Genomic DNA, 7,602 nt, shown 5'->3' with positions numbered 1-7,602 from the left:
CCGCGGCCACGCCCGGCCGGGTGACCGCGTGAGTGCCGACGGTGGCACGGCGGACGCGAGCAGGGCGGGCGCGATGAACACGGCGGGCCGCCCCCTCCCTCAGCCGACCCTGGCCAGCGCGGCGTACTGGGCCTCGGGCGGCGACGGCGTCCTGCGGATCACCGAGTGCGCGGACTGCGGGCGGCGGATCCACCCGCCGCTGCCGATCTGCCCGACGTGCCGCAGCCGCGCCGTCGAGGCGACGCCGGTCTCCGGCCGCGCCGTCGTGGTCGGGTTCAGCGTGAACCACCAGCAGTGGCTGCCCGGCCTCGAGCCGCCCTACGTCGTCGCGGTCGTGGCACTCGCCGAGGACGACCGGGCTCGGCTCACCACCAACATCGTCGGCTGCGAACCCGACGACGTCCACATCGGACAGCAGGTGCGGGTCCGCTTCGAGCGGCTCGCCGACGACATCTGGCTCCCCGTGTTCGAGCCGGACCCCGACCGCCTCGAGGACGGCCCGGTCCCGGAACCACGAGACGTCAAGGCCGCCCTACGACCGCCCGCGAACCCCGACCGCTTCGAGCACCGCGTCGCCCTCACCGGGGTCGGCCAGTCCCGGGTCGGGCGCCGGCTGATGGTGGACCCCCTCTCGCTCACGGTCGACGCCTGCCTGGCCGCCGTGGCCGACGCGGGCCTCGAGCTCTCCGACATCGACGGGCTGTCCACCTACCCCGGCGGCAGCTCCCGCAACGGGATGGGCGAGGGCGGGGTCATGGCCCTCGAGGGGGCGCTGCAGCTGCGCCCGACCTGGGTCAACGGCGGCAGCGACATCCCCGGCCAGCTCGGCTCGGTCACCCAGGCGATGCTCGCCGTGGCGTCCGGGCTGTGTCGCCACGTGCTGTGCTTCCGCACCGTGTGGGAGGCCTCGTACTCGGCCATGGCCAGGTCCGGCCGCTGGGTGCAGGAGCCCGGGCGCGCCACGGACATGATGGAGCACCGGATGCCCTACGGCGCCGTCTCCGCAGCCCAGTGGATCGGGGTCAACGCCTCGCACTACCTGCACCGCTACGGCGTGGGCCGCGAGGTCCTCGGCCACATCGCGGTCACCGCCCGGGCCGGCGCCGCCCGCAACCCCGAGGCGCTCTACCGGGAGCCGATCACCCTCGACGACTACTTCGCCGCCCGGATGATCACCACCCCGTTCGGGCTCTACGACTGCGACGTCCCCTGCGACGGCGCGGTCGCCGTGATCGTCTCCGCCGCCGAGACCGCCGCCGACCGGCCCAAGCCCGCGGTGCACGTCGAGGCCGTGGGCACCCAGATCCTCGAGGGCCTGTCCTGGGACCAGGACACGCTCACCCACCTCCCGCAGGCGCTCGGTCCCTCGGCCCACCTGTGGACCCGCACCGACCTGACCCCCGACGACGTCGACGTCGCCCTCCTCTACGACGGCTTCACCTTCAACGCCCTGTCGTGGCTGGAGGGCCTCGGCTTCTGCAAGCCGGGCGAGGGCACCGACTTCATCGGGGACGGGTCCACCATCGCCCTCGGCGGCAGCCTGCCGTTGAACCCGCACGGCGGACAGCTGTCCGCGGGCCGCCTGCACGGCTACGGCTTCCTCCGCGAGGCCGTCCTGCAGCTCCGCGGGGAGGCCGACGGCCGCCAGGTCGAGGGCGCGCGCGTCGCCGCCGTCACGGCCGGTGGCGGGGTGCCCTCCGGCGCCCTGTTGCTGCGCCGCTAGCTCCTCGTTTCACCCCTCACCGACGAAGGAGGCCCCCATGGGCCGTGTGGAAGGCAAGACCGTCCTGATCACCGGTGCGGCGCGAGGTCAGGGCCGCGCGCACGCCATCCGGCTCGCGGAGGAGGGCGCCGACATCATCGCCGTCGACCTCTGCGAGGACATCGCCACCAACGACTACCCCCTGGCCACCCGCGCCGATCTCGACGAGACGGTCCGCCAGGTCGAGAAGCTCGACCGGCGCATCGTCGCCTTCCAGGCCGACGTCCGGGAGCGGGAGAGCCTCCAGGCCGCGGTCGCGAGTGGGGTCGCCGAGCTCGGGGGGACGCTCGACGCCGTCGTCGCCCAGGCCGGCATCTGCCCGCTGGGCACGCAGGAGGCCCAGGCGTTCCTCGACGCCGTCACCGTCGACTTCAACGGCGTGGTCAACGCCGTGGACGCCGCACTCCCCCACCTCGCCGACGGCGGCTCGGTCGTCGCGACGGGGTCGCTCGCGGCGCTGATCCCGGGCTCGACCGACAACCCCGCCAACGGCTTCGGCGGGCTCGGGTACTCCTTCGCCAAGCGGGCGGTCGCCTCCTTCGTCAACGACCTCGCGCTCGTCCTCGCGCCGCGGCGGATCCGGGCGAACGCGGTGCACCCCACCAACTGCAACACCGACATGCTCAACAGCGACGTGATGTACCGGCAGTTCCGGCCCGACCTGGAGCACCCCACCCGCGAGGACGCCCTGCCCGCGTTCCCCGCCATGAACGCGATCCCGGTCCCCTACGTCGAGCCGGAGGACATCGCGGCCGCCGTGCTGTTCCTCGTCTCCGACGAGTCCCGCTACGTCACCGGCGTGCAGCTGCGCGTCGACGCGGGCGGCTACGTGAAGCTCCGCCCACAGCAGCCGAGCTTCTGACGACGACGGGCGCTCCCAGGACCGGGAGCGCCCGCCGCGACGGTCACCGGAGACCTCGCCTCACCCGAGTTCATCTATCGGATCTACAGGATTGCACTAGACTCCCCCCATGCCGGAGTCGCCATCGAACGAGTTCGCCGTCCTGCGCGTCGTCGCCGTCAAGGGCCGCGCCCCCGCCGCCGCCGTCGCCGTCGCGGAGTGCCTGGGTCTGTCGGTCGAGGAGGTCGACCAGCGCTTCACCGACCTCGTCGACCGCGGTCTGGCCAAGTCCACCCCGGGCGGGCTGCGGGTCGTCGGGCCCGGTCGCGAGCGGGTGGCGGAGCTGGTCGCCGCCGAGAGCGCGCAGGTCGACAGGGCGGCGGTCGCCGCCCTCTACGAGCGCTTCTGCGAGCTGAACGACGAGCTGAAGGAGATCGTCACGGCCTGGCAGCTCACGGATGCGGACACCCCCAACGACCACACGGACGAGGCCTACGACGCCGCCGTGGTGGCACGGTTGTCCGCCCTGCACGACCGGGCGCGCCCGGTCGTGGCGGCCGTCGCCGACCTGGCGCCGCGGCTGGCGCCCTACTCGGCGCGGCTCGACTCCGCCGACCGCAGGATCGCGGCGGGCGACCACAGCTACGTCACCAAGCCGATCATCGACAGCTATCACACGGTGTGGTTCGAGCTGCACGAAGACCTGATCGGCCTCGCCGGGCTCACCCGCGCCGACGAGGCCGCGGCGGGCCGCGGGGCCTGACGAGGAACCGCCCTAGGCCGGGAGCCGTCTCGGGGACTAGACTCCAAGAGTCTATAGGAACTAGACCCGTAGCCCCGTGACGCCAGGAGACACCGATGTCCGTCCTCGTCCAGACCGCCGATGCGCCCGCGGACCGGTTCGACCCCGTCGAGATCCTGGACGGCGGCAGCACCGCCTGCCGCGCGACCATCGGCGGCAAGGCCTGGAGCGTCAACCGGATGCGCGCGCTCGGCCTGCCGGTGCCGCCGGCCTTCGCCGTCGTCACCGCGGAGTGCGACCGCTACTACGCCTCGGACCGCACCCTCGCGGAGGACGTGTGGTCCCACGTGGTGGCGGGGGTCCGCCATCTCGAGGAGGTCACCGGGCGGCGGCTCGGCGACCCCGCGCACCCGCTGCTCGTGTCGGTGCGGTCGGGCGCGGCCGTGTCGATGCCGGGGATGATGGACACCGTCCTGAACCTGGGCATGACGGCGCAGGTGGAGGCCGGACTCGCGGCCGAGACCGGCGACGCGGCCTACGCCGCCGACACCCACCGGAGGTTCCGGGAGCTGTACCGCTCGGTCGTCCTGGGCGACGAGGCGGACGCGCCGATCCCCGTGGACCCGTGGGAGCAGCTCCGCGCGGCGGTCTGCGCCGTCTTCGACTCCTGGGAGTCCCCCCGCGCCCGGACCTACCGCCGCCACCACGGCATCTCCGGCCTGAACGGCACGGCCGTCACGGTGCAGGCCATGGTCTTCGGCAACATGGACGACCGCTCGGGCACCGGCGTGCTGTTCAGCCGCAACCCGATGACCGGGGAGAAGCCGGCCTGGGGTGAGTGGCTCGCCCGGGGCCAGGGCGAGGATGTCGTGTCCGGCCGCTGCACCCCGCAGCCGCTCGAGGCGCTCGCCCGGCTCCTGCCGGACGTGCACGCGGAGCTGCTCAGCGCCTCGGCCACGCTGGAGCGGACGCACGGCGACCTCCAGGACATCGAGTTCACCGTGGAGTCGGGGAGGCTGTGGCTGCTGCAGTCCCGGTCGGCGAAGCGGTCGGCCGCCGCGGCGGTCCGCGTCGCTGTCGAGATGGTCGACGAGGGACTCATCGACCCGGCGACCGCCGTGCGCCGGGTGAGCGCAGACCAGGCCCGCGCCCTGCTCCGTCCGGAGCTCGCGGGCACCGACGACTCCGGCTCCGACCTCGTCGCCCGCGGCGAGCCGGCCTGCCCGGGCCTGGTCTCCGGCGTCGTCGTGACCGATCCCGAGGAGGCGGAGGACCGCGCGGACGCGGGCGAGCAGGTCGTTCTCGCCCGCGTGACGACCAGCCCGGACGACCTGCACGGCATGATCGCCGCGGCCGCGATCATCACCGAACACGGCGGCTCGACGTCGCACGCCGCCGTCGTCAGCCGCGAGATCGGCACGCCGTGCGTCGTCGGGTGCGGGGCGGGCACCGTCACGGCCCTGGCGGGTCGGACCGTCACGGTCGACGGCTCGACCGGACAGGTCTGGCTCGGGGTCCGCGAGGTCCGCGACGTCGAGGAGTCCGGGCTCGCCGACCTCCTCCGCCTCGTGGAGTGGGCCCGTCCACTGACGCCGCTGGCGGTGTACCGCACCGCCGAGTTCCGCTCCGAGCACGACGGGGGCGCCGGGATCGTCGACCTGGACGAGGCGGGCGAGGAGTGGCGGTCGGCCCTCGTCGAGGGCAGGGGTGCGCAGGGTGCGATCCTGGAGACGGACGAGGGCGTCGCCGAGGCACTCCGTGCGGGTGCGGCGTTCGTGGTCGTGCCGTTCCTGCTGCCTGCCCTGCTCGCGGCGGTGCACGCGCACGAGGCCGCGGGAGCGCAGTGACGGACGGGCACGGGCGGTTATGATCATCCTGAGGATCTAGACTCGGTCCGTGACGCCACTCGACTCCCCTTCGAGCACCTCCGACCGGGTCCGCCCGCGCAAGGTGGCGGACATCGTCGCCGCCCGGATCCGGCGGATGATCGCCCGCGGGGAGCTCAAGGAGGGCGACTGGCTCCCCACCGAGGCCGAGCTCATGGAACGGTTCGGCGTCTCCCGCCCGACGCTGCGCGAGGCGTTCCGTCTGCTCGAGGCGCACACGCTGATCGAGATCCGGCGCGGCCCGCCGGGTGGGGCCCGCGTCCGCGCCCCGGGTCCCGACGCGGCGGCGCCGATCTTCGGACTGCTCCTGACGATGGCGGGGACGACGGTCCGCGACGTCTACGACGCGCGGATGGTCATCGAGCCCGCGGCGGTGCAGAAGCTCGCCGTGGACGGGTCCGAGGCCGATCACGAGGAGCTCGCCGTCGAGCTCGCGAGGGTCGAGCGGGCCACCACCGACCCGCACGGCTTCCCCCAGGCGTCCGTGCGCTTCCACCAGCGCCTGGTCGAGCTCGCGGGCAACACGACACTCGCCCTGTTCGTCGGCACGATCGGCGAGGTCATGTCGCAGCACATGGCCGCCGCCTACAGCGAGACCTCGTCGGACTCCGCGGAGGTCGTGCGCCAGAACAAGCGCGCCACGCGCTCCTACGCCAAGCTCGTCGACCTCGTGCGCGCCCGGGACGGTGCGGCGGCCGAGGAGTTCTGGCGCAAGCACATGACCACGGCACGCCCGCACCTGCTGCGCTCGGCCGACCGCGAGGTCATCGACATCCTCGACTGAGCCTGCCGCCGAGCGGTCTCCGAGCCCTCTGCGGCGAAAAAGTTTAGTTAGATGCTTCAGATTCTTCTGCTACGCTCGTCCTCGACACCGGCCGACCGGCCAGGGTGGCGGACGCCTGCCTGGTCGCCACTGCCCGAGGCCCCCGCGACCCAGGAGGACGAGCGATGGAGCTCCTGCTGATCAGGCACGCCAGGCCGCACGGCGCGCGGGCCGCGGCCGGGGAGCAGCCGGATCCCGACCTCTCCCCCGTCGGGATCGCGCAGGCCGAGGCACTGGCCCAGGCCCTCGCGGCGGAACCGCTCGAGGCGATCTACACCAGCACGATGGTGCGCGCCCGACGCACGGCGGTGGCGTTGGGGCGTCTGCACCGGCTGACCCCGTGCACCGACCCGGACCTCGTCGAGCTGACGCTGGGCGAGGACCGCTACGTGCCGCTGGACACCCGCGGCAGCCGGGAGGGCACCCAGCAGGAGTTCGTGGACCGGTTCGCGCACCGCTCGCGCACCGCGGAGGGCGCGGCGACGATCGGGAGCTTCCGCGAGCGCGTCGAGGGCGCGGTCGACCGCATCCGCAGGGCGCACCCCGGCCAGGCCGTCGCCGTCGTCTGTCACGGCGGGGTCATCAACGCGGTCCTCACGAGGATCCTCGGGATCGACGAACTGATGACGTTCCACCCCGACTACACCTCGATCAGCAGAGTGCTGATCAGCCGTACCGGTGCCCGGCAGGTCATCAGCGTGAACGAGCACGGCCACACGCTCGCCCTGGAACGCGCGGCGAGGGTCGACCTGGCCGAGCCCGCCGCCACCTGACGGCACCGGAGCCGGACCGGGACCACCGGCGGATCGACAGATCCAGACAGATCCAGAAGCCCCGCGGACCGTGCGGCCATCCGAACGCCCACGGCCCGGCTCGCGTCGAGGAGGACGCCATGCGGTTCCTGATCACCCACGTCACCGGCAGGACCGGTCGATCCGTCGCGCGCGCGCTCCTCGGGGCGGGCCACGGGGTCGTCGGCCTCGGTGACGAGACGTCCCGGCTCGTCGACCCGCGGGTCGACCTCCGGCCCGGACGGGCGGACGACCTGCACGCCCTCGCCGCCGCGACGGGTGGGGAACCCGTCGACGCCGTGCTCCACCTCCCCGACTCCGACACCTTCCTGCCGGTCGCCGCGGCCGACGGCGACACCCGGATCGTCGTCCTCCTGCCGGACGACCCCGCTGAGGCGGACGCCCAGGTCGCCACCTGGGCGGCACATCCCCAGGCCCTGCTGGTGCGGCCCGCGCCCTACGCGGGCCGGGGCGTCGGTCCCGCCGAGATGCGCACCCTCAGCGGCCTGCTCGCGGCGGCACCCGACTCCTCGTGGCGCCTCGTCCACCCGGACGACGTCGAGCGCTTCCTGGTCGGCGAGCTGACCCACGGTTCGGCCACGGGCACGGTCCATCTCGCGGCCTCGGGCACCGTGCGGGCGAGCGACGCGGTGCGCAGGCTGCACGAGGTGGGGGTCCGGAAGGCACCGCGCGGCGTCGCCCCCCTGCCGGTACCCGCCCCCGTCGAGGTCCTCGCGGAGTTCGCGCCCGGCTGGAC

Annotated in this window: 7 protein-coding genes; all 7 read left to right on the top strand. The window is 73.8% G+C overall.

The genetic code is table 11. The annotated features are described in order from the left end of the window. The first annotated feature begins 28 nt into the window (after window positions 1-28). Complete coding sequence (locus H5J29_RS14385; protein WP_312858221.1) at window positions 29-1,723, top strand: thiolase C-terminal domain-containing protein; 1,695 nt, start codon at window positions 29-31, stop codon at window positions 1,721-1,723. A gap of 37 nt (window positions 1,724-1,760) precedes the next feature. After that, window positions 1,761-2,624: a mycofactocin-coupled SDR family oxidoreductase gene (locus H5J29_RS14380; RefSeq protein WP_181781460.1), complete on the top strand. Its 864-nt coding sequence runs from the start codon at window positions 1,761-1,763 to the stop codon at window positions 2,622-2,624. A 109-nt stretch (window positions 2,625-2,733) separates the two neighbouring features. Continuing rightward, on the top strand, window positions 2,734-3,366 hold the full coding sequence (locus H5J29_RS14375; RefSeq protein WP_181781459.1) for a hypothetical protein: 633 nt from the start codon (window positions 2,734-2,736) through the stop codon (window positions 3,364-3,366). Between the two features lie 95 nt (window positions 3,367-3,461). Then, on the top strand, window positions 3,462-5,192 hold the full coding sequence (locus tag H5J29_RS14370; RefSeq protein ID WP_181781458.1) for a pyruvate, phosphate dikinase: 1,731 nt from the start codon (window positions 3,462-3,464) through the stop codon (window positions 5,190-5,192). 49 nt (window positions 5,193-5,241) lie between these two features. Further along, window positions 5,242-6,015, top strand: coding sequence for a FadR/GntR family transcriptional regulator (locus H5J29_RS36215; protein WP_220187420.1), 774 nt, complete (start codon window positions 5,242-5,244; stop codon window positions 6,013-6,015). 164 nt (window positions 6,016-6,179) lie between these two features. After that, on the top strand, window positions 6,180-6,827 hold the full coding sequence (locus tag H5J29_RS14360) for a histidine phosphatase family protein (RefSeq protein WP_181781457.1): 648 nt from the start codon (window positions 6,180-6,182) through the stop codon (window positions 6,825-6,827). A gap of 119 nt (window positions 6,828-6,946) precedes the next feature. Beyond that, window positions 6,947-7,602 (top strand): Rossmann-fold NAD(P)-binding domain-containing protein (locus tag H5J29_RS14355; protein ID WP_376768531.1); only part of this gene is annotated, 656 nt, incomplete at its 3' end.

The sequence above is a fragment of the Pseudonocardia pini genome (genome assembly GCF_013870575.1).
Lineage (GTDB): Bacteria > Actinomycetota > Actinomycetes > Mycobacteriales > Pseudonocardiaceae > Pseudonocardia > Pseudonocardia pini.
This window is presented reverse-complemented; position numbering and strand designations above follow the sequence as displayed.

Coding starts and splice junctions, on each gene's coding strand:
- H5J29_RS14375 (WP_181781459.1), top strand. CDS start 2,734: ATGCCGGAGTCGCCATCGAACGAGTTCGCCGTCCTGCGCGTCGTCGCC.
- H5J29_RS14360 (WP_181781457.1), top strand. CDS start 6,180: ATGGAGCTCCTGCTGATCAGGCACGCCAGGCCGCACGGCGCGCGGGCC.
- H5J29_RS14380 (WP_181781460.1), top strand. CDS start 1,761: ATGGGCCGTGTGGAAGGCAAGACCGTCCTGATCACCGGTGCGGCGCGA.
- H5J29_RS14370 (WP_181781458.1), top strand. CDS start 3,462: ATGTCCGTCCTCGTCCAGACCGCCGATGCGCCCGCGGACCGGTTCGAC.